Genomic DNA, 20,129 nt, shown 5'->3' with positions numbered 1-20,129 from the left:
ATGGCGCCGGAGGCAGTTCCGGCGCCGCTCTTATTCGTGGCACAGAAACATTTACACGATTCTGGAGATATGGAGAAAATGGGCACCATAGCGGCCTTGGCCGCGCTCGCGCAGGAGACCCGTCTCGATATCTTTCGGATGCTGGTGCAGGCCGGGAGCGAAGGGCGCGCTGTCGGGCATATCGGCGAGAGGCTCGGCCTGCACTCGACCACCCTCTCGTTTCATCTGAGCCAACTGAAGCATGCCGGCCTGGTGACGTTCCGCCGCGAGGGGCGATCCTTTGATCTACACCGCCAACTGTGCGGCGATGAACGGGCTGATGGCCTATCTCACAGAGAACTGCTGCGGCGGCGATACCAGCGACTGCGCGGTCGGCACAGCGGTCTGCGACCCGGGCGACCGGTGTCGGGAAAGCGTAGATTTCAAGTAGAAAACCGTCCGGCATCACAATTCCAAAGCGCCGAAAACAGCCCTGACAGGGGGGCAGAATTGTTCCCATTGCCTGACACGACATGCCGGGCCACTGTGTTATCTCCAACCTGCAGCGAATCCCCTTCCGCTTTCTGAAACGTGAATAGGTGAACCGGGCCGGGCGTATTGCTCCGGTCGAGGCATTCGGCGGTTGCCTCGATGGTGTTGCCCGGCCCGGCATGCACACGGCAGTCCATATCTACAGATCAGAAATCCGTCTCGACATAGACCCCGGCGCAGTCATAGGCGACGGCAGCAGCCGTGGCGCCGGTGTTCATGAATAGCCGGGGCGACAGGAACTGTGTCGCGGCAGGCAGATCGGCGGTGATCTCCTGTTCGAAGATCGCGCCGGCCACCTCGTCCACCACGCGAACCCATACGGAACTGCCGTTCGGCGGGGCGGCTATGTAGAGGGTCAACACGCCGCCGGTGGTGATGGTAAAGCTCGCGCCCACGTCGGTCAGCGTCGGCGCGCCCGTGCCGTCGTTGGCCACGAGTTGCCAGCGTGTGTGGGTGCCGCGCTGGAAGCCGATACCGATGCAGTTGATGGCGGCGGCCAGAGTCAGGGTGGTGGCCAACGCAGCGGTAGAGCCGTAGAGGCCGAAGAAGCCCATGCCGGTCGCCTGCAGCGTCGTCAGCGAAATCCGCGTGACGAAAGTCCAGCCGCCCAGCCCCGCCGCATTGCCGCGCCAGCAGGCCCAGCCTGCTGATCGCTGGTCGGCGGCCGAATCCACCACCGCCGCCGAAGTCAGGCGCCAGCGGCGCATCGAGGCGGCGAGGTTCGTGGCGGCCAGCGTCGGGTGCGAGACGGTGCCGACGGACGTGATGGGCAGGCCCTCGCTGTTGATCGTGGTGCCGGTCGAGGGTGACCAGTTGGCGATCCGGTTCACCCCGAAATGCGGCTGCAGCGCGAAGTCGCGGCCGGACGGACGCATGACATCGATCCACGGCGCTCCGGCCCGGTTGCGGGCATAGATCGCCGCCTTGCCTGCGGAAGGTGGGGTCGGCGCTGCATTGAGGCCGGGCAGGACCGTGGGCTGCGGCAGTTCCACTTGGCCGCTGCTGCGGTCGACGCGGATGGCGTCATAGAAGGCCGAGCCATCGGGGCTGACCTTGAAGCTGAAGTCGTCATTGCCGAGGAGACCGATCAACGCTCGGGCCGAAAACCCGGTCTTGAAGGCGAAGGCGGCGTCGTTCGCCGGGGCGGCCTTGTTCACTGTCGCCTCGATACCCGCGCCGGCGTTGTTCAGAAGCACTGCGGGGGTGTTCACGGACAGCCGGTTATAGCTGTCGGCCGTCGCCCCGCCGAGGCCCAGCAGCTGCGCGCTGAGGTTGGCCTGGGGCATGCCGACCTGCGTCACGGCATTGGCGAAGGTCACGGTCGGCGTATTGATGACCGTCGTACCGTTTGCGCCCGAGGTGGCCGAGCCGATGTTGACGACGGTGGTCGATCCGGACGCGCCGCCAGTGCCGAGGTTCACGGTCTTGGTCACGCCCGTGGTCGTGGCGCCGGTGCCCATGCCATAGGTCGCGGTCGTCGTTGCCGTCCCAATACTGGCCGACGCCGCCGAGACCGTAACCGTGCCCGAAGCGGTCAGCGTCCCCGAAAACGTCTTGTTGCCGGTGAAGGTCTGGGTGCCAGCGAGGATCGCCAGTTCGGACGAGGTATTGGGCAGCGTGAAGCTGCGCGTCGTCCCGGCGCTGATCCCTGCCAGCGAGAAGGTGGCCTTCTTCGTGGGATCCGCATCGTTCACCAGGCTGAACACCGCATCGGACACGTCGCGGGGCTCGCCCACCACCTCCCAGGCCGCGCCGGTCCAGACGAGGAACAGCCCCTCGGCCGCGATCCAAGTGATCCAACCGGGGCGCGGCACGAGGCGGATCCACGCGCCATCGATCCAGAAGGCGATGTTCAGGTCCCAACCGGCCCAGAGGCCGGTGGCTCCCGAGGCCACCAGATGCCGGTCCCCATCGGCGGGGCTCGCTGGCGGCGCGGTGCGCGTGCGGTCGAGCACCGACAGCTGCACCATGGCGTCCAAGAGGCGCAGGGCCTCATTGTGGGTGACATGCTTCTGCGCCTGAGCCGCCAGCAGATACGGCAGTCCCAGATGGGTCGTGGTGTCGGACATGGGTCGTCCCTTCAGAACAAGAGGGTCACAGTCGCGGGCGTGCCGCGGCCGAGGCGGTTCGAGAGCTGGTAGATGCGGATCGCCAGCGTCTGACCGGGGCCAAGCGGCGTGCCCCAATCGGCGGTCTGCTGGGCGGCGGTGTAGAGGACGGAGGTCGTGATGCTGGTGAGCGTCCTCTTGACCAAGGCCCCGTCGATGATCTGGATGTCGTAGCTCTCAGAATCCTCAGCCAGCGGCACCTCGACCTGTTCCCAGGCATCGGCCACCAGCGCGCGCGACCGCCGCGTCCAGCGGAGGATCAGATCGCCCGGGTTGCGCGCCGCGCGCCATGGTTGTTCGACATGAACCGGGGCAAAGGGCACAAGGCCGCGCCCGGTCGGCGTGAAGCTCTGCGCCACATAGGTCTCGTCGCTGACCGGGCGGCTCGCCGGGCCGATGCGCCAGTTCCAGGGGAGCCCGAGATCGGCCTCAGCGATCGGCAGTGGTGCCAACGAGGCGTCCAGCACCACGACGCGGGCACCGGCGGGCGCCGGGTTGCCGATGGCGGCCTCGGTCCCGCGCTGGCCGCGCAGGAGCCGGGTCAGGCGATAGCGACCGGGGGCCAGCAGTTCGGCCACGCCCGCCTGCACGATCTCCCAGACACTCGGTGCGCTCTCGATGGCGAGCGCGTTGGCGCCGCCGAACAGCGCCAGATCCGTGACGCTCTCCACCGTGCCGGTCAGCAAGTCGACCACCAGCGCGTTGCCGAGGTCGAAGCGCGAGGTGGGCCCGGCGTAGAAATCCGAGATCAGCGTGCCGATCCGGGCGCGCGCGCCGAACGTGGCCAGCAGCTCGAAGCCGTCGGTCGAGGGGCTGCGGAACACCGCCATCTCGCCGGGCCATGGCACGGCATGGGCGGCGATGAGCGGCCGATGCGCGGGCTGGTTCTCGGAGAGCTGCGGCAGGTCCAGCAGCAGCGCCTCCGGCGCGCCGAATACTACTGCTCGCGTCAGAGAGGCCGCTCGGGGATCGCCGGGCGGCAGGTCGTAGGCGGCGCGGTCCTGGCGGACAGCCTCGATCCCGCGCGCCTCGGCATCGGCGACCGAGACGAGGCGGAATTCGACCTCACGTCCGTCATGCGCCAGCCGGATCACGTCGGCGGGATCAAGGGCGAGACACGAGGGCGGCAGGCGAAAGGTGGCGCTTTCCCGACCGATCCATGCCTCCATCAGCGCCCGGCGGCAGCGGCGTTCGACCTCCTCGGGCGGGATCGCCATCGGGAAGCTCTCGGAGGCGATGCGCGTCGTGTCGACCGTGATGCGCCGCGCCTCGACGAGGGCGGCGTCGTAGTCCTCGTCGGCGCGGGCGACCTGCCACTTCAGGGCTTGCGGCAGTTCGGTCTCCTGGCCGCGGGTCAGTTCCAGCGCCTCGCCCTCGCGGCTGGCGACAAGATTGTCGATGGCCAGTGTGGCGACGGAGGCCCGGCCGCGCATCACGAAGCGGATCACGCCCTCGGTCTCCGCCGCGTCGAAGCCGAAATGCCGCGCCAGCGTGGAAATCGAGGCGCGCGGGCTTTCCAGCGCGCCGATCACATAGCCCTCGACCGCGCCCCAGAGGCCAGAGACGTCGATCAACGCCTCATCGAGCCCAGCGCGCAGGCAGAGGTGGCGCACGAGGGCCGCCAGCGACACCGCCCCAAGCCGCCCGGTCAGCCAGTGCCCGAGCCGCCAGTTCGCGCCGTCGGTCCAGACGTCGGTCAGCGCCGGAAAGAACGGATAAGGCCGCGCGTCCCAGGTCCAGGCGGCGCATTCGGGGACATGCACCATCCGGCCGCCGTAGACCGAGGACAGCGGGTTGTTCGCGGCTTCGCCCCACCAGAGCCAGGTGGCTTCCAGATAGGCGCGCTGGATCGCGTCGTCCCGCCAGCCGCGCGAGAAATGCGGCGTGAAGCTCTCGGACGATTTCGGGTCGAAGAAGACATTGGGCTGGTTGGTGCCGCGGTCGATGGCCGGGCAGCCAAGCTCGGTGAACCAGATCGGTTTCGACTGCGGCACCCATGCCGTCGGCGTGCCGCTTTCGACCCCGCCCGGGCGGTTGAAATGCGGGTTCGACCACCAGGCGCGCAGATCCTTGTAACGGAAGACCCAAGGCTTGCCTGCTGCGCCGTCGGTGATGGGCGTGCGGATTTGCGCAGAGCGGTCGGCGGCCGAGGCGTAGAACCACTCAAACCCTTCGCCGCCGGCGATGTTCGCCTGCAGATAGGCCCGGTCGTAGATCGCGGGCCAACCCTCGGCGGCATCCGCATGGTCGAACCCGTCGCGCCAGTCGGAGAGCGGCATGTAGTTGTCGATGCCGACGAAGTCGATCTCGGGATCGGCCCAGAGCGGGTCGAGGTGGAAGAAGACGTCGCCGCTGGCATCATTCGGATGGTGCCCGAAATATTCCGACCAGTCGGCGGCGTAGCCGAGCTTGGTGCCTCCCCCGAGGATGGACCGGACATCGGTGGCCAGATCCCGATAGGCCTGCACCGCCGGATAGCTGCTGGCGCCCGAGCGGATGGTGGTCAGCCCCGGCATTTCGGAACCGATCAGGAAGGCATCGACGCCCCCGGCCGCTTTGCACAGATGCGCGTAGTGCAGGATCATCCGGCGCAACGACCATTCCCCGACCGGCCCGGTCCAGTTGATATTGGTGCCTGACACGCTGAAGTTCGCGGGTGTCGCCGTGCCGAACAGTGCCGACACCTGCGTGGCAGCGGGGGCGGTCTTGTCCACCGACCCTGCAAAACCCGCAGCCGGGGAACAGGTGATCCGCCCCCGCCAGGGGAATGTCGGCTGGCCCAAGGCCGCGGCATTGGCGCTGTAGGGATTGGGCTTCATGTTGCCGGGTGGGACGTCCAGCAGCAGGAAGGGATAGAAGGTCACCCGCAACCCGCGTGCCTTCATCTCCTGGATCGCCTGCACCACCGCGAAATCCGAAGGGGTGCCGCCGTAGACCGGACGATCCTCGGCATCTCGGCTGACCAGAAACGCGTCAGCACGGCTGACGCCGTTCACGACCCATGCCGACGGTGTCGTGGTCTTGGCCGCAACCTCGACGCCCGGCCGCACCTTGCAGTTTCCGGCGCGCAGATCATCGCCAAACCAGGCCACGACGAGGCTGACGCTTTCGACAGCCGGGGCCATGGCCTGCAGCCGATCAAGGGCCACGACGATGTCAGCGGTGTCGGTGATCGCGTTCAGGTTCTCGGCCACAGTCGCGCCGCCAGCGCCGGTGGTCTTCTTGACAGGCGCGGTGGCATAGCTGAATTCGCCCGAGGCCGGGATCATCGTCACCGCCTTGACCAACCCCTCGGCGGTGTCCGGGTCAGCGAGCGGCCGGAATACCTCGAACGACAGCTGCGGCAGGCGGTTGCCGTAGGTCGCAAGCGGCAGCTCCTCGAAGACGACATAGGCGGTCCCGCGATAGGCCGGGGTGTTGGCCGCGCCCATCTTCGCCGCGATGAACGGATCGGCCGCCTGCGCCTCGTCGCCCGGATACCAGCGCCAGGTGACGCCGGAGAGGTCCATCGGCTTGCCGTCCGCCCAGACGCGCCCGATGCCGGTGATCGGTCCCTCGCAGAGCGCGACGGCGAAGCTGGCGTAGTAAAGATACTCGGTCGTCTTGACCTTGCCGCCCCCGCCGCCCTTGCCGCCACCCTGCGTGGTGGTCTTCGTCTCCTCGCGGAAATCGGTGGCCCAGATGATGTTGCCACCGATCCGCATCCGGCCGTAGAGCCGCGGGATCACCGCCCCCTCGGTCGAGGAGGTGATGCGCAAGCTGTCGAGCCGTGCTCCTTCGATCCGCTGTGTCGGCGCGAGCGAGGACACGATCCAGCTGTCGACGACCGAGCCGATGGTGGATCCGATGAAGCCGCCGATGGTCGCCGCGCTGACGCCGAGGATCGCGCCGCCGAAACCGCCGCCGATGGCAGCACCGGCAGCGCCGAGAATGAGGGTGGCCATGTCGGGGTCTCAGCGTTGCGGGAACAGGAAGGCGAAGGCGATGCGCCGCCGCCAGGCTGGGGTCAGCGGCTCCTCGATCACGCCGAGCCGCTCGTAGGCATGGAGGAAAGTGGCGGGGCCGGTCAGGATCCCGACATGCTTGGCGATGGCGCGCGGCATCATCCGAAAGAGGACCAGCGAACCGGGAGTGACATCGGCTGGGGCGATCTCCGGCATCATGCGCCGCGCGCCCTCGGCCAGCACCTCGTGCGGACCAGTCTCGCCCCAGTCCCGGCTGTAGGGCGGGATCGGAAACGGCTCGGGACCGACAACCTCGCGCCAGACGCCACGCGCCAGCCCGAGACAGTCGCAGCCGACGCCGCGCAGGCTCGCCTGGTTGTGATACGGCGTGCCAAGCCAGGAGCGTGCCGCCACGATAACCCTAACCGGATCGGCGTGCTTCACAGCAGGCCCCCATCGTGGCCACCGTCCTTCGTCGCATAGCGCAGCACGGCGTCCTGGCCGGGGATATGCGGAAAGCCTCGGAAACTGGCGGTATTGGCGAATTTCGCTCCGCAGGTCTCGATCCGCTTGTCGCAGCCCGCGCGGATGGTGAAGGCGTCGCCCTCGGCGATCGCGCGCACCGGCGCCTCGAGCAGGGTCAGCACAGCGATGCCGTCCGTGACGTCGTGGCCCAGCACTTCCGTCTGACGTCCCGCGTTCGCGCCGCTCGTCCAGTCCAGCGTGCCGAAGATGAACCAGCCCGCCTCGAAGCCGCCGAGGCCGGAGGCAGTGAAGGCGCGGTCGCGCACGAGATCGATGACCGCGCCAGTCCCCTTGTAGGCGGGGTCCTCTAGATCGACGCCGCAGCGCGCATCGCCGAGCGCCGCGTCGCAACTCGCTTGAAAGGTCCGCCCCACCGTCTGGCCGAGGACGTGGGCGAGCGAGCGCACCTCGGCGACGAAGGCCAGTCGCCCGCGCCGGATCTGGCCGATGGCTCCGCGCCGCATCAGCACGCGCTGCGCGGTGTCGGCCCAATTCACCCGCCAGACCTCGACCGCCGCGTTGTCCCAGCGGCCATCGAGGATGTCGGTCTCGGTGATGCGGTCCGAGGTCAGCACGCCCTCGGCGTCCTGCGCATCGACCGACAGGTCCGAGCCCGAGCGAACCTCGGACGCCGTCAGCCCACTCTCGGGCTCAAAATCCGTGCTGTCGAAGTTCAGCGTGCGGTCATGGTCGGTAAAGCCGAAGGTGACCCCATCGGCGCGGGTGATCCGCCAGCACCAGGCGAGCGTTGTCGTGCCCTCGTCGAGATGGGCCTGCAGAGCGGGCGAGAGGGATTTCACTTCCGCCCCCAGCCGCGAAGCAACGCCAGAGAGGCCAGTGCGGACGAGATGACACCGCCGCCAGCGCCGGTCAGCGCGTAGAGGTTGAAGGGCCTCAGGTCGAAGGTGCCGGTCGCCAGATCGAAATCCGCCAGCCCGGCCATCGCCAGACCGGAGGCCGCCAGACAGGCAAGGTAGATCAGCCCACGCGCGAGGTTCCAGTTCATGATGTTGCCTTTCCTTTGAAATGGTCCAACAGCCTCCGCCACCAAGACGGGGCAACAATGGTTTGCGTCGGCACCGGCGGGCTTTCGGGACGCAGCAGCGCCAGCGCCTCGTCCTCGGTCAGGCGCCGGATTGGTCGCGAGAAATCGACCTGGCCGATGCGGTCGACCGACCAGATGGGGATCGTTCCGGCGGGATAGCGGCCCGTGGCGAAGAGATCGCGCTCGGCCTCGCGGCGCGGCCGGATCGCGGCGGGCTTGAGCCACCCCATGAAGGCTGCTGCCGCGGCAGCCCGGTCGTCCGCGTTCAGGTGCCGGGTCAGCACCGCCTTGGCGATGCTGCCTGTGTTGTAGTGGAAGGACACCAGCGCATCGAATTCGTGCGGCTCGAGCGGCACCTTCACGGCGCGCAAAACAGCAACCTCGTAACGCGCGAGGTCGGCGCGGAAGACCCGGAACGCCTCGCGGATCCCTGCATCGAGATCTTCGGGCATGCCGTGCGGCATGGTGGCGGGATCGGGTGCCCCGGCAGCGGCCGTGTGGCCGATGCCGAAGGTCCAGACCTGTTTCACATCACGGTAGGGTCCGGGCACGATCCCTTCGTGCCGGACGAGGGTCAGAAGGCCCCGGTCAGTCATCTGCATGAAAGTTACCCCAGAAGCGAGAGGATCAGGATCAGCGCGGCGATGGCGAGGCCGACGCCCAGGCGGTGGCGGAAGGCCTGGCCGGGATCGGCCGGTTCGCAGCGCAGGGAGCGCGCGAGGCGGAGAAGGTCATGCATCGCCATCGCCTTTCCCGGCATGGCGCAGGCGGGCGAGCAGCACCTCGATGAAGGCCGGACCGAAGACGCCGACGAGATAGGCGGCCGACCCCGCTGCGCCCCCGGCCGGGATCGCCTCGGGCGGCAGACCGAGCCAGCGAGTAATGATCGCCATCGAAAGGCTCCCCATCCCGGCCGCGATCAGACCGCCAAGCAGGATGTGGCGCAGCGCGTCGCGCAGCCGCATTTTCGTGGTCAGTGCGTTGGTCGCGCCCCCGAGCGCACCCCAGGCGGCGAGGATCACCGCCGTGGAGGCGATCAGTTCCTTCAGCGCCGCCGCCAGAAATCCGGTTTCATCATTCATCGTCGGATCTCCAGAAGCGGGATGGAGGTGATCGAGCCCAGCCGTTCGAGGTCGAGCGTCACGTCGAGCACGTCGGTGTCGAAGCGGACCGGGACATCGAACTCGAATCCCGCCGTGATCGCGAGGCCGGAGCCCGGCGCCGCGGTGAAGGTGACGACGCCGGTCGTGGTGTCGACCGACCAACCGGAGGGCTGCTCAGCCCCGGCGAGCGCGATGCGCACACTGCCCGCCACCGGCTTGGCGATGGCGCGCGTCCAGGATTGCGCGCCCGAGGAGTAGCGCTTCACGAGTTGGAACGCGGTCGTCGCACCGTCGCCGGTGCCGATTGCCTGGTCGGTGGGCGACGCCGTGCCAGAGGGCAGACAGGACTTGTAATCGCCCCAATCCTTGAACCGGAAGCCATGGAGGCGGCCGTTGCGTGCCTCGAAGAAGGCCACGACCGCCGCCAGATCGTCGGCGCGGCGGATGCCGTAGGCCACATCGTAACGGCGGCGCGAATTGGCCCAGCTGGCGTTGCGCTCCTCGTCGCCGGAGGCGAGCTCGACGATTTGCGTGCGCCGCTCCGGCCCGCCGCGCGCGCCGCGGCTTATGTTGTCCGGAAACCGGACCTCATGGAACGCCATCACATGCCCCTCCGCCCCAGCGAAACCGCCCGGGCGATATCCGCCGCGACCTGTGTGCGGGACTGCCGGAAGCTTTCGGCGTCGCGGGCCATGATGGTGACGTTGATCCCGCCGCCAGCGCCGTAGCTCTGCGCTTCGCGGCGCGAGAGCACCCGCTCGCCGCGCTGCAGGATTACCGGAACCTCGTCGTGCCGAAGCCCCACCGCGCCGCCCGAATGCATCTGGGGCGCGGCGGCGAAGGCCATGGCAGGCACCATCCGCGAGGGACCTGCCGATCCGACCATGCCGCCCGCGTGCAGGATATTGGCGAAAATCCCGCCCGCGCCGCCGAGCGCGCCCGAGAGCGCGTTGGCGATGGGACCGAGGATGAAGCGCCGCGCCGCGAGCTTGGCGAGATCCGCGATGAGTGAGGTCACCAGATCGCGAAAGTTCAGCTTGCCGGTCTTCACGAACTCCCCGACCGCGTCCTCGGCGGACTGGAAGGCGCCGACGAGGCTCTGGCCGATATCGCCGCCGATCTCTCGCGCCCGGCTGGCATAGTCCGAGAGTGCCGCCGTCACGGCCTGCCATCCGGTCAGCGCACGCTCGGCCCCTTCGCCAGCGGCGGTTCCGGCATCGCGGGCAGCACCTCCGGCGCCATTGGCCGCGGCGGCGGTGTCATCTAGCCCCGCCGCCAGCTCATCGGCGGAGGTCGCGGCATCCGCCAGCGCGGTTTCAGCCTCCGTGCCGGAAGCCGACACGGCATCCTTCAGCGCCTGCCAGGCGGCGAGCGGCCGGGTCGCGGCATCGGTCAGCATGCCCGCGGCTTCGCGATAGGCATCGGCCCGGGCGCGCGCGTCTTCCGCCATCGCGCCGAGACCGAGATCGGGCGGTGCGATATAGGTCCGGGCAAGTGCGGCGGAGAACGCATCGGCTGCCGCCGTGCCCGCCGCCGTTGCTGCGCCCTCGAACGGGTTGTCGATCCGGCTCAGGTCCACCGCGTCGAGCGTGCCGATCCGCACGCCGCCTTCGCCGGTGGCCCATTCCGGCAGCAGGGCCAGCGCGGCGTTCAGCGTCTCGATGAAGCTGTTGATGCGGGTGACGACGCCGTTCAACATCGCCTCCACCCCGCCGATCAGCCCGTTGGCGGCCTGGTAGGCGAAATCGCCGATGGCGCCCGGCAGGCTGCCCCAGATCGCCACGGCGCTGTCATAGGCGCCCTGGAAGATCGCGACAGTGCGGTCCCCGAACCCCACGACGCCCGCGACGGTTCCGTCGAGCGCCGAGAGCGCGGCGGCCTTCAGCCCTTCCCATCCCGCCGCCATGCGGGCCAGCGCGGCGTCGAGCGCGAGCCCGATGCGCGACCAGACCTCGGAGGCCAGATCGGAGAGCAGCCGGAAAGCTTCGCCGACGCCGCCCACACGGGCAACGAATTGGGACAGCTGATAGATCAGCTCGCCGACGCCGACGATCAGCGCACCGATGCCTGTGCGGATCAGTGCCCCGCGCAGCACGACGAGCGCGGTTGCGAACCCGCGGACCGACAGCGCGGCGGCGGCCAGCCCGACGACCCAGCGGCCCGCGAGGAAGGTCGCGAAGGTCACGGCATAGGTGGTCAGGCGGCCGATATTGTCGAAGAGGCCGCGAATGGCGATGCCGAGCGGCCCGGTGCGGCTGGCGATGGCCGCCATGGCATTGGCGACCGCCTCAAGGGCCGGGGCGGCAGCAACGGCCAGCTGGTTCGACAGCCCGCGCCAGATCAGCCCGAGGCGCGAGATCGCGTCGTTCGTCCGCTCGATCTGGTCGGCATCCTGCTCGGAGACGACAACGCCGAAGGCAAGCACGTCCTCCGTTGCCTGGCGCAGCGTCGCCGTGTCGATCCGGCTCATCGCGATGGAGCCTTCCTCGCCGAAAAGCTGTCCCGCGACGGCTGCGCGCTCGGCCGCGGGCACGAAGTTCTCGATGGCGGCGTTGATCGCGCCGACACGCTGGTCCAGCGGCAGGGCGATCAGGTCGGTGGCGGAAAGGCCCAGCCGGTCGAGCGCATCGGCGGCGGGGCCTGTCCCAGCCGCCGCCTGGCTGAGACGGCGCGTCAGGTCCTTGGTGGCCTGTTCGATCCCGGACATCGACACGCCCGCCAGCTCGCCCGCACGCTCGAGCGTCTGGATCGAGGCGACGGTGGTGCCGAGGGACTGCGCGAGCTTGGCCTGCGCATCGACCGTCTGGAGGCCGGAGCGGATCATCGCCACACCAGCGGCGGCGGCAGCTGCTACGGCGGCGGCGGCCGCGACAGCAACACGCCGCGAGAAGGCCGCCAGCCGGGTATTCGCGGCCTCCATCTCCCGGCCCAGCCTTCCGAAGCCGCGCGACCCGGCCTCACCGACACCTTCCAGTTCGGCGCGCACCTGCCGTCCGCCCACGGCCGCGAGGCGGACGCTGACTCTCTTCTCAGCCACGGGAGTGATCCATCTGTTCGTTGAGTTTGGTGACCATCACCGCCTCGATCACGGGCAGCAGTTCGGCCATGGCGAGCGGCGGCACGCCGAGCGCGTCACCGAGCGCCAGCGCCGCCGACATGTCCCAGCCGATCACCGCGCCGGGCAGCACCCGCAGCTGCCCCCCGAGGCGGCCGACCAGATCCCAGACCTGCCAGCCCTCGTGGGTCATCGGTCGGTTTAGCCGCGTCGGGCAGTCTTCGCACGCCGCTTGGCAGGCGTCGCAATATCGGTCGCCCCCGCCGAAGGACCATTCGGCGAGAGCGCGGAGGCGTTTTTTTCCTGCTCCAGCAACAGGCCTTTGGAAACGTAGGTCAGCTGGAAGGCCTCGAAGATCGGCCAGATGTCGAGCAGCGCGTCGATGGCCTCGGGGCTCGGCTCGATGGGATTGCCGTCCGCATCGCCGATGCCCTCCCAGGCGAGCACCGCCCGCCGCGCCAGCGCCTTGGCGAAGGCGACGGCGCGTTCCTCGTCTGAAGCCTCGTCCGGCACCGCCTCGACGGCCGGGTCGCTGCGGGTCATCACCATCAGCGCCGTGGTCAGCGGGCGCAGCTGCACGCGGACGCCAGGGGCGAGGTCATGCCAGCGGGGCGCGTTGGTCAGGTCGAGCGTCAGCATCAATACGTCTCCACATCGTTCACAAGGGTAGCAGTGCACATCCGCCCGACGACGCTGTCGCGGGCGGCCTGCCAGTCGAAGGTGGCCTGCACGCCCTGCGGCCCGGAAATCTCGATCCGGGGGCGCGGCAGGTAGACGGCATGCACGGTGAAGGTGAAGCTCTCGCCGGACGGCAGGACGTAGGCGAACTCGAGCTCGCAAGGATCGCCATTGATCGCCTGCGTGACCAGCGTGCTGTCGGCGAAGCGGACCTCGATGGAGCCGGTCAGAGCCGCGATGGACGGGTCTGCGCCATCGATGCGCCCGTCCGAGCGGATGGTTTCGATCCGGTCGAGGTTGTTGGCGTAGGTGATGTCGGCAGAGACCACATTGCCGAGGGCAGTGCCGTTCCGAGTGATCGACCCGTTGAAATGGCCGAAGCGCTTCAGCTCCAGCGCGGCGGGCGTGCCGGCGCTGGTGGTCGTGCCGACCGTTTCGCCCTGCGCAACCAAGCGCGCCGTGGCGGTCAGCAGCCCCGAGCGCTGCATTTGCCAGGTGATCTGGTCGAGCACGCAGCCGGAATACATGGCGTAGCGCGGCACCTCCGGCATGCCGGTCTCGATGGAGAGACTCGGTAGAGTCCAGGCGCCGGACCGGAACTCGTGCGTCCAGGGACCGGTGCCCGTCGTCGTCGGCGCGCCGAAGGCCGCCTTCAGCCAGAAGCCGAAGGCCTCCGCGTCGAGCGGCACGACGACGTCGCCGTCGGCCGTGACCGCGTCCTTGATCGGTGCCAGTGGGTCGCGGCCGTAGCCGAGCAGTTCCGAGTTCAAGAGCGGCTGCTCCGCGCCGAGCGTGGTGCTGGCGAAGGGCATCTTCGTGAAGCCGCCTGCCGGCGGAGTGCCATAGGTCGTTTCGAACGCAAGCGCCATCTGCGCCCGCGCCCCTTGGGCTCGTGCCATGGTGTTCTCCTCGGGTTGTCGGGGTCAGCCGAGCGGGTCGGCCGTGGAATAGTGCAGCACGACCGGGATCACCGCGGCCTTCAGGCTGGCCGCGCCCTCGACCGGCAGATCGACCGGGCGCGGAGCCTCCGCCTCGACCCAGTCGCAGAGCCCGCCCAGCGTGCGGTCGGCGGCGAGTGCCGCGCCGATGCTGGCGGTCAGCGTGTCGAAGGCAATGTCACGGGCGGCGCCCTGCACGACCGCCTCGATTTCGGCGCGGTGCTGGTAGTGGTAGGCGAGCGGCGACAGAGTAACTTCGGGCTCCCCCGGCTCGCCGTCGCGCAGGATCAGCAGGCCCTCGGCCGGCACGCGCTCGGGCAGCACCTCGCCGCGCAGGACAGTGGCGGGCAGCGCGGAGAGCCGCGCATGCAGCGCGGCGAGGATGGTTTCACGAGGGGTGGGCATGGAGGGTCTCTTCGATGTCCGAAGCGCCCGAACATGGGCAGCTTGACCTTTGCAATTCTTGACAGTTTCAGAGCACTTCCGGTAACTGGACCCATGGGGATTGCGAGCTCCCCACGAGGCGCCAGCTGAAGATCGCGTTCCTGTTCAACCCCGGCGACGGAGGAACGCACATGCCTGCGCCCAATGCCATTTCGTTCGACAAGCTCACCCGCATCATCGGAACCCCCCGCGCACCGCTTTTGCTCGACGTGCGGTCCGAGGAAGATTTCGCCGCCGATCCACGATTGCTCCCAGGTTCTGTCCGGATCGACGACCAGGCGCTCGCCGCCCTCGCGCCACAGCTCGGCAGCCAGCCTTCGATCGCCGTTTGTCAGGCCGGTCACCGGCGCAGTCAGGGCACTGCCGCCTTGCTTCGCGCCGAAGGTTGCCCGTCCGAGTATCTCCAGGGTGGGTTCGAGGCATGGCGCTCCGCCGGCCTGCCGCTGATCGATCCGGTGAAGCTGCCCGCGCGCGACGCGCAGGGCCGCACCATCTGGGTCACCCGCTCGCGCCCCAAGATCGACCGCATCGCGTGTCCCTGGTTGATCCGGCGCTTTCTCGATCCCCGGGCGATCATCCTGTTCGTGGCGCCCGCCGAGGTGATCGGCGTCGCCGAACGCTACAACGCATCGCCCTTCGACATCGAAGGCGTGTTCTGGAGCCACCGGGACGACCTCTGCACCTTCGACGTGATGCTGGCCGAGTTCGGCCTGAGCATTCCCGCCCTCGACCGGCTCGCCACAATCGTGCGCGGCGCCGATACCGCCCGGCTCGACCTCGCGCCCGAGGCGGCCGGTCTGCTTGCCGCGTCGCTCGGCCTGTCGCGGATGTATTCCGACGATCTGGAGCAGCTGGAGGCCGGGATGCTGCTTTACGACGCCTTCTTTCGTTGGGCGCGGGACGCCACCGACGAGACCCACAACTGGCCCACCAACAAGCCGAAGGCAGACTGATGCAGGACCGCGCATACCCCACGCTGGCCGCGGCCACCCGCATCTGGGCCCGCATCGGCCTGTTGAGCTTCGGCGGTCCGGCCGGACAGATCGCGCTCATGCACCGGATCCTCGTCGAGGAGCAGCGCTGGCTGGGCGAGAAACGGTTCCTCCATGCGCTCAACTACTGCATGCTCCTGCCGGGGCCGGAGGCAATGCAGCTCGCCGTCTATATCGGCTGGCTGATGCACCGCACGCTCGGCGGCATCATCGCGGGCGTCCTGTTCGTGCTGCCCGGCGTCGTGGCGATCATGGCGCTCAGCTGGATCTATGCGCTCTACGGCAATGTCGGCCCGGTCGAGGCACTGTTCTTCGGGCTCAAGGCGGCGGTGCTGGCCATCGTGGTGCAGGCGGTGATCCGCATCGGATCGCGCGCGCTCAAGAACGGGGCGATGGTCGCCATCGCCGCCGCCTCCTTCGTGGCGATCTTCGGCTTCGCCATTCCGTTTCCGCTCATCATCCTCGTTGCTGGCCTGATCGGGTTCTTCGGCGCGCGTGCGGGCCTGCCCGCATTCCATGGTGGCGACGGACACGGCAAGGTCGGCACGGTCCAGGTCGACGACGCCGACACCCTGCTGGGTGAGGAATCGCCGGTTCACACGCAGGTCAACCGGGGGTGGGCCTTTCGGATTTCCGGCGTCTTCCTCGTCCTCTGGCTTGCCCCTGTGGCGCTGTTGTTCGCGGCCCTCGGGCCGGAGAACGTGTTTTCGCAGATCGCGGGCTTCTTCAGCGTCATGGCCGTGGTGACCTTCGGCGGCGCCTATGCGGTGCTGGCTTATGTCGCGCAGGAGGCGGTGCAGTACTACGGCTGGCTTGCTCCCGGCGAGATGCTGGACGGGCTCGGCATGGCGGAGACCACGCCCGGCCCGCTCATCATGGTGACGCAGTTCGTGGGCTTCATGGGTGCCTTCCGCGAGGCGAGCGGCCTGTCGCCCCTGATGGCGGCAACGCTCGGCGGGCTGCTGACGACGTGGGTGACCTTCGTTCCCTGCTTCCTGTGGATCTTCCTCGGCGCGCCCTTCATCGAGCGTCTGCGCGACAACGCGGTGCTGACCGCCGCCCTGACCGCCATCACCGCGGCCGTGGTGGGCGTCATCCTGAACCTTGCCGTCTGGTTCGGTCTGCATGTCGTCTTCGACGAGGTGCGGACCGTTACAGCGTACGGCCTCGATCTGGATGTGCCCGTCTGGTCGACGGTGAACCTCGCGGCTGCGGCACTGGTGCTTGCCGCGCTTGTGGCGGTGTTCCGCTTCAGGCTGGGCGCCGTGACGGTCCTTGCGGGCTGCGCGCTGGCCGGTGTCGCGCTGGCGTCCATGGGCTTGACCTGAGGCTGCTCTTGTTTGGGCGCTAGTCATAGCTTCGCGTCCACCCAATTCGCCACGATCAACCCCGGCACTCCGTCCAATGCCCGGTCCGCATCCCGCGCCAAGTCCAGCCGCTTCGGCAACTTGACCTGCGGCACGAGCAGGAAGATCGGCGCGGTGACCTTGCCGCGCCCGGTCTTGGAGCGCGATACGACCGCCTGTCCCTTCGTGTTCAGCCGCCCCTCGGCGACCAGCAGGCTCGGGCCCGTCCGGCGATAGACGAAGCGCAAGCGGAGGCCGCGTCGCCGCTCCCATTCACCGGGCGTGATCCTGCCGCCACGCAGGGACTTGCCTGCGGCGGGCAGCGGGATCGCCAGCCAGAACCCGTTTTTCGAGCGGATCAGCGGCCCCGTGTCATGGGCGCCCACGATGACCGGGGCCTTCGACCAGACCAGCGCTGCCGCGTCGAGGCTCTCGCCCGACCTCGGGAAGTTCTGGCTCCGGATCGAATTGGCGAGCCGGGGCCCGAGCCCCGCGCCGGTGATCTGCAGCCGCCACGCCGTCTTCAACCCGGTTCCGGCCTCGCGCATGGCGGCCGTCACTGCGCGTTCCCCAGCCGCGACCTCGGTCGCCATCATCGCGACGATGTCGGGATCGATGTCGAGCTTCAGTTTCATCGCGGTCACGCCGGGCGCAGGTCGATGGTCCAGACGAGCCGCTCCCGGTCACGGACCGGTTCGCCCTGAATGAGGAAGGCGTCGCCGTCGATCTCGATCCTGTCACCGGGGCGCGGGTTCGCCACCTCGGCGACGCGCAGGTCGATCCGGGTGGTCTCGGACCAGAGCCGCGCGTCGCCGAAGTCGGTGATCGCATCGGCACGCCGGGCGACCACGCGCACGAGCATGGGCGCGCCGCCGTCGGCGATGTAGATCGCATCCCGGCCGATGTTCGGATCGGCGAAGAGCGCGCCGACGGCGGCGGCGAAGGCGCTCATCAGAACGTCGCGTTCAGCCGCACCCGGCCGATGGTGTCGCCCGCGCCGCTCGCCACCGCCTCGACGGCCACGCCGATCAGCGTGTTGTCGGTCGCGACCGTGGTGCAGCGCTTGTTGGTGTCGTCCCAATAGACCTTCGCGCCGACGGTCCAGGCCTGAGAGCCGACCTTGGTGATGTCGAAGACGCCGACGAGCGCGGTCTCGACGGGCTCGCCGAGGGCTACCGCTCCGGAGGCGACGCCGAAGATGGAGCCGACGAGCAGGCCATCGCCGGAGGCGACGGCATAGGGCGCGGTCAGGGTGATGGTGTTGCCGGGCTGGACGTAGTTTTTCATGGGGGTGATCCTCGTGGAAAGACGAAGGGCGGCCCTTGAGGACCGCCCGTGTGTCAGGGTTCAGCATGGGGTGCGGGGTTACGCGCCCGGATTCTTGTAGAGGCCGCGCCAGTCGATGGCCTTGGCGCCGAAGTCGAGGCGGCACTTGATCTCGACGCCGTCAACGTCGAAGCCGTTGCGCGTCTCGATGTAGGCGCCCTGCTGACCCTCGAGATAGGCGTACTCGATGGTGTCGATCTGGTTCGGGCTGGCCGCCAGATACCAGGCGGTCTCGCTGGCGGCGTCGAGGCGGGGCTCGCTGATCGGCGCGAGCGTGCGGATCGACTGCGGCACCACGCTGGACGTCGCGGCGGGCACGAGGTTCTGCGCGACCAACTGCTCGGCCTTCAGTTCCAGCGAGGCGGGCACGATCAGGAAGGCGGGGCGGACGTTCAGCACCGTCTTCTTGTCGAGGCCCGTCTGCTTGGCCATCGCCGCCCGTGCCGCGCCGACGCTGCCGACATCGAGCGCCGCGCCAGTCCCGGCGAGGTTCTTGTGCGTGGTGTGGAACAGCGCGTTGCCGTCGGCCATCGCCGGGTTGGCGGTGATGATCCCCCAGACCACGTCCGACTCCAGCTGGGCGATGGAGTTGCCATACATCGCCGGGATCCGGGTGAAGGCGTCGAGATCGTCGTTGATCAGCGTCTGGCGGGTGATCGCGACCACCCGGCCATAGGTCTTGACCTTGTAGCTCTCCTTGCTCTCGCCGAGCGTCCCGCGCTTGAACTCGCCGCTCTCGCCGACCTCGAGCAGCTGCGGCGCTTCACCGAGTTGCACCCGGTGCATGGCCTTGAAGTCGGTGGCCAGAACCTGGCGGCAGAACAGCATGAAGGTGCGGGGATAGGCCTCGTAGGCCTGCCGGAGGGTCTTGTTGGTGACCGCCGAGAGGATCTCGGGGAAGTCCGAGGTCGAGTGCAGGGCGCGGGTCGCCACCTCGTCGCGCGACAGGCCCCGGGTGTTGACCCCGGCATTGCCGAGGCTTTCGCGGGCCAGTTCCAGCAGGGTCATTCCGCGGTACTGCCGTGCGGCGTCTTCCAGCTGGAACAGCGTCGGGCTGTAGCGGTGCAGCAGCGCGTTTGCCACGGCGTCGCGGCGGGTGATGCGCTCGTCCCGGCCGCCGAGGGGGACAGAGACATGGGGGAAGGTCCGGGTGTCGTCCGACTTTGCCGCGACTTGGTCCAGGATCAGGCGGCGGGACTCGTCGACGCTGACGCCGCGCTTGACCAGATCCTCGGCGAAGCCGCGCTCGAGGTTCAGCCGCCCGGCCAGATCGTAGATGGTGGAGACGCGGTCGCGCTCGGCCTCGCGAGCGCGGGTGGCGATGGCGTCGGTTTCGGAGACCTCGGGCTTCTGGGGCTTCGGCTGGTTGCGCGTCTGCGCCTCGGCCGCGCCGGTCTTCTCGTCGGTCATGGTGGTATCCTCGGTTTCGACCGGCTCGGTCGGCTCGGTGGTGGCGGGGGTTGCGGGGGTTGCGGCGTTACTCGCCGGGGTTTCGGTCTTGTCCGTCATCGGGATGGATCCTTTCGGGCTGGAAGCGGCGTCCCGGCGGTGAAGGACGCAGTCGTGAAGAGGATGCTGGGCGCGGAAACCGGCGGCGGGATCGGCGCCGACCGCGACGGCGGACACCTCGAACGGCGTCCAGTCGACGGCGCGCCAGAGTTCGCGCGCGGCCTCGGGCTTCGAGACCTCGAAGCGGTGAACCTGGTAGCCGATGGAGACCGCGCGGATGTGCCCGGCCTGGATATCGCGCCAGATCGGCTCGACATCGGCACGCTCGCTGATCCGCACCAACGCGATGCCCCGGCCGTTCTCGATCCGGGCCGAGCCCGGCACGACCGAGCCGATGACCGCATCGAGCGTGTCGAGCTCGTGCACCTTCAGGAACGGCGCGCCCGCGTTCAGCCGGTCGAGCCGGACATGGGCGGGGTCGAGGCTCAGCTCCTCGTCATAGGGCTCGCCGAAGAAGGTGGCGCGCCGGACGCGGGCCCCGGCCGACCAGACCACCTCGACGGTGCGGGTGTCGGCATCGGCCGTGTTCGGCGCAAGCTCCGCCGACCGGCGCATGGCCGGCAGTTCGATCATCGTGTCCATGTA

At 68.8% G+C, this 20,129-nt stretch carries 21 protein-coding genes; 3 read left to right on the top strand and 18 right to left on the bottom strand.

What is annotated here, in order from left to right; genetic code table 11:
- Entirely contained in the window at positions 1 to 567 is a 567-nt protein-coding gene (locus V6L75_RS20075; RefSeq protein WP_334253252.1) for an ArsR/SmtB family transcription factor, read from the top strand.
- Between the two features lie 110 nt (positions 568 to 677).
- On the opposite strand, the gene V6L75_RS20070 is transcribed toward V6L75_RS20075, so the two are convergent.
- Genes V6L75_RS20070 through V6L75_RS20005 form a run of 14 tightly spaced genes read right to left on the bottom strand, consistent with a single transcriptional unit; the run spans position 678 to position 14,332 of the window.
- Positions 678 to 2,600 (bottom strand): DUF2793 domain-containing protein, encoded by a 1,923-nt coding sequence (locus V6L75_RS20070; protein WP_334253251.1) that lies wholly within the window; start codon positions 2,598 to 2,600, stop codon positions 678 to 680.
- An 11-nt stretch (positions 2,601 to 2,611) separates the two neighbouring features.
- Positions 2,612 to 6,583, bottom strand: coding sequence for a baseplate multidomain protein megatron (locus tag V6L75_RS20065; RefSeq protein ID WP_334253250.1), 3,972 nt, complete (start codon positions 6,581 to 6,583; stop codon positions 2,612 to 2,614).
- A 9-nt stretch (positions 6,584 to 6,592) separates the two neighbouring features.
- Positions 6,593 to 7,027, bottom strand: a complete 435-nt coding sequence (locus V6L75_RS20060) for an NlpC/P60 family protein (protein ID WP_334253249.1) — start codon at positions 7,025 to 7,027, stop codon at positions 6,593 to 6,595.
- Complete coding sequence (locus V6L75_RS20055; RefSeq protein WP_334253248.1) at positions 7,024 to 7,908, bottom strand: DUF2163 domain-containing protein; 885 nt, start codon at positions 7,906 to 7,908, stop codon at positions 7,024 to 7,026. Before V6L75_RS20055 ends, V6L75_RS20060 begins: the two co-directional genes overlap by 4 nt.
- Positions 7,905 to 8,114, bottom strand: a complete 210-nt coding sequence (locus V6L75_RS20050) for a hypothetical protein (protein WP_334253247.1) — start codon at positions 8,112 to 8,114, stop codon at positions 7,905 to 7,907. Before V6L75_RS20050 ends, V6L75_RS20055 begins: the two co-directional genes overlap by 4 nt.
- Positions 8,111 to 8,755, bottom strand: coding sequence for a lysozyme (locus tag V6L75_RS20045; RefSeq protein ID WP_334253246.1), 645 nt, complete (start codon positions 8,753 to 8,755; stop codon positions 8,111 to 8,113). Before V6L75_RS20045 ends, V6L75_RS20050 begins: the two co-directional genes overlap by 4 nt.
- A gap of 5 nt (positions 8,756 to 8,760) precedes the next feature.
- On the bottom strand, positions 8,761 to 8,892 hold the full coding sequence (locus tag V6L75_RS20040) for a hypothetical protein (protein WP_334253245.1): 132 nt from the start codon (positions 8,890 to 8,892) through the stop codon (positions 8,761 to 8,763).
- Positions 8,885 to 9,235: a hypothetical protein gene (locus V6L75_RS20035; protein ID WP_334253244.1), complete on the bottom strand. Its 351-nt coding sequence runs from the start codon at positions 9,233 to 9,235 to the stop codon at positions 8,885 to 8,887. The genes V6L75_RS20040 and V6L75_RS20035 overlap by 8 nt, the downstream gene beginning before the upstream one ends.
- The gene (locus V6L75_RS20030) at positions 9,232 to 9,858 is read right to left on the bottom strand and encodes a DUF2460 domain-containing protein (RefSeq protein ID WP_334253243.1); all 627 of its coding nucleotides are present in this window, start codon (positions 9,856 to 9,858) and stop codon (positions 9,232 to 9,234) included. The genes V6L75_RS20035 and V6L75_RS20030 overlap by 4 nt, the downstream gene beginning before the upstream one ends.
- Positions 9,858 to 12,293: a phage tail tape measure C-terminal domain-containing protein gene (locus V6L75_RS20025; protein ID WP_334253242.1), complete on the bottom strand. Its 2,436-nt coding sequence runs from the start codon at positions 12,291 to 12,293 to the stop codon at positions 9,858 to 9,860. The genes V6L75_RS20030 and V6L75_RS20025 overlap by 1 nt, the downstream gene beginning before the upstream one ends.
- Complete coding sequence (locus V6L75_RS20020; protein WP_334253241.1) at positions 12,286 to 12,504, bottom strand: DUF7697 family protein; 219 nt, start codon at positions 12,502 to 12,504, stop codon at positions 12,286 to 12,288. The genes V6L75_RS20025 and V6L75_RS20020 overlap by 8 nt, the downstream gene beginning before the upstream one ends.
- A gap of 8 nt (positions 12,505 to 12,512) precedes the next feature.
- Positions 12,513 to 12,950 carry a hypothetical protein gene (locus V6L75_RS20015; RefSeq protein ID WP_334253240.1) on the bottom strand — a complete coding sequence of 146 codons (438 nt, stop codon included), beginning with the start codon at positions 12,948 to 12,950 and terminating at the stop codon, positions 12,513 to 12,515.
- Positions 12,950 to 13,888 (bottom strand): phage tail tube protein, encoded by a 939-nt coding sequence (locus V6L75_RS20010; RefSeq protein WP_334253239.1) that lies wholly within the window; start codon positions 13,886 to 13,888, stop codon positions 12,950 to 12,952. The genes V6L75_RS20015 and V6L75_RS20010 overlap by 1 nt, the downstream gene beginning before the upstream one ends.
- A 24-nt stretch (positions 13,889 to 13,912) precedes the next feature.
- Positions 13,913 to 14,332 (bottom strand): acyl-CoA transferase, encoded by a 420-nt coding sequence (locus V6L75_RS20005; RefSeq protein WP_164608644.1) that lies wholly within the window; start codon positions 14,330 to 14,332, stop codon positions 13,913 to 13,915.
- Positions 14,333 to 14,502: 170 nt separating this feature from the next.
- Between V6L75_RS20005 and V6L75_RS20000 the strand changes: the two genes are divergently transcribed.
- Together V6L75_RS20000 and chrA are read left to right on the top strand one after the other, a co-directional pair.
- Positions 14,503 to 15,324 carry a sulfurtransferase/chromate resistance protein gene (locus V6L75_RS20000; RefSeq protein ID WP_334253238.1) on the top strand — a complete coding sequence of 274 codons (822 nt, stop codon included), beginning with the start codon at positions 14,503 to 14,505 and terminating at the stop codon, positions 15,322 to 15,324.
- Positions 15,324 to 16,691, top strand: a complete 1,368-nt coding sequence (gene chrA / locus V6L75_RS19995) for a chromate efflux transporter (protein ID WP_164608642.1) — start codon at positions 15,324 to 15,326, stop codon at positions 16,689 to 16,691. The genes V6L75_RS20000 and chrA overlap by 1 nt, the downstream gene beginning before the upstream one ends.
- Before the next feature lie 23 nt (positions 16,692 to 16,714).
- Here the strand turns inward: chrA and V6L75_RS19990 are convergent, their stop codons facing one another.
- From V6L75_RS19990 to V6L75_RS19975, 4 genes are all read right to left on the bottom strand, one after another.
- The gene (locus V6L75_RS19990) at positions 16,715 to 17,344 is read right to left on the bottom strand and encodes a DUF6441 family protein (protein ID WP_334253237.1); all 630 of its coding nucleotides are present in this window, start codon (positions 17,342 to 17,344) and stop codon (positions 16,715 to 16,717) included.
- A gap of 5 nt (positions 17,345 to 17,349) precedes the next feature.
- Positions 17,350 to 17,661 carry a head-tail joining protein gene (locus V6L75_RS19985; protein WP_334253236.1) on the bottom strand — a complete coding sequence of 104 codons (312 nt, stop codon included), beginning with the start codon at positions 17,659 to 17,661 and terminating at the stop codon, positions 17,350 to 17,352.
- Positions 17,661 to 17,996 carry a DUF2190 family protein gene (locus tag V6L75_RS19980; RefSeq protein WP_334253235.1) on the bottom strand — a complete coding sequence of 112 codons (336 nt, stop codon included), beginning with the start codon at positions 17,994 to 17,996 and terminating at the stop codon, positions 17,661 to 17,663. The genes V6L75_RS19985 and V6L75_RS19980 overlap by 1 nt, the downstream gene beginning before the upstream one ends.
- A gap of 78 nt (positions 17,997 to 18,074) precedes the next feature.
- Positions 18,075 to 20,126 (bottom strand): prohead protease/major capsid protein fusion protein, encoded by a 2,052-nt coding sequence (locus V6L75_RS19975; protein WP_334253234.1) that lies wholly within the window; start codon positions 20,124 to 20,126, stop codon positions 18,075 to 18,077.
- Positions 20,127 to 20,129: the final 3 nt, after the last annotated feature.

Source organism: Pannonibacter anstelovis (genome assembly GCF_036881715.1).
Classification (GTDB): Bacteria; Pseudomonadota; Alphaproteobacteria; order Rhizobiales; family Stappiaceae; genus Pannonibacter; species Pannonibacter anstelovis.
The sequence above is the reverse complement of the archived record's forward strand: the minus strand, read 5'-3'. Positions and strand labels throughout refer to the sequence as shown.